Source organism: Ruminococcus sp. N15.MGS-57 (assembly GCF_000980385.1).
Lineage (GTDB): Bacteria > Bacillota > Clostridia > Oscillospirales > Ruminococcaceae > Hominimerdicola > Hominimerdicola aceti.
On sequence record NZ_LARF01000147.1, the window covers coordinates 1 to 361 of the forward strand.

The window sequence follows — 361 nt, forward strand, 5'->3', positions numbered from 1 at the left end:
GACAGGTGGTGCATGGTTGTCGTCAGCTCGTGTCGTGAGATGTTGGGTTAAGTCCCGCAACGAGCGCAACCCTTACTGTTAGTTGCTACGCAAGAGCACTCTAGCAGGACTGCCGTTGACAAAACGGAGGAAGGTGGGGATGACGTCAAATCATCATGCCCCTTATGACCTGGGCCTCACACGTACTACAATGGCTGTCAACAGAGGGAAGCAAAGCCGCGAGGTGGAGCAAACCCCTAAAAGCAGTCTTAGTTCGGATTGTAGGCTGCAACCCGCCTACATGAAGTCGGAATTGCTAGTAATCGCAGATCAGCATGCTGCGGTGAATACGTTCCCGGGCCTTGTACACACCGCCCGTCAC

At 54.0% G+C, this 361-nt stretch carries 1 rRNA gene; it reads left to right on the forward strand.

The window, feature by feature from the left end:
• Positions 1-361, forward strand: a 16S ribosomal RNA gene (locus WS40_RS11025); the annotation flags it as partial.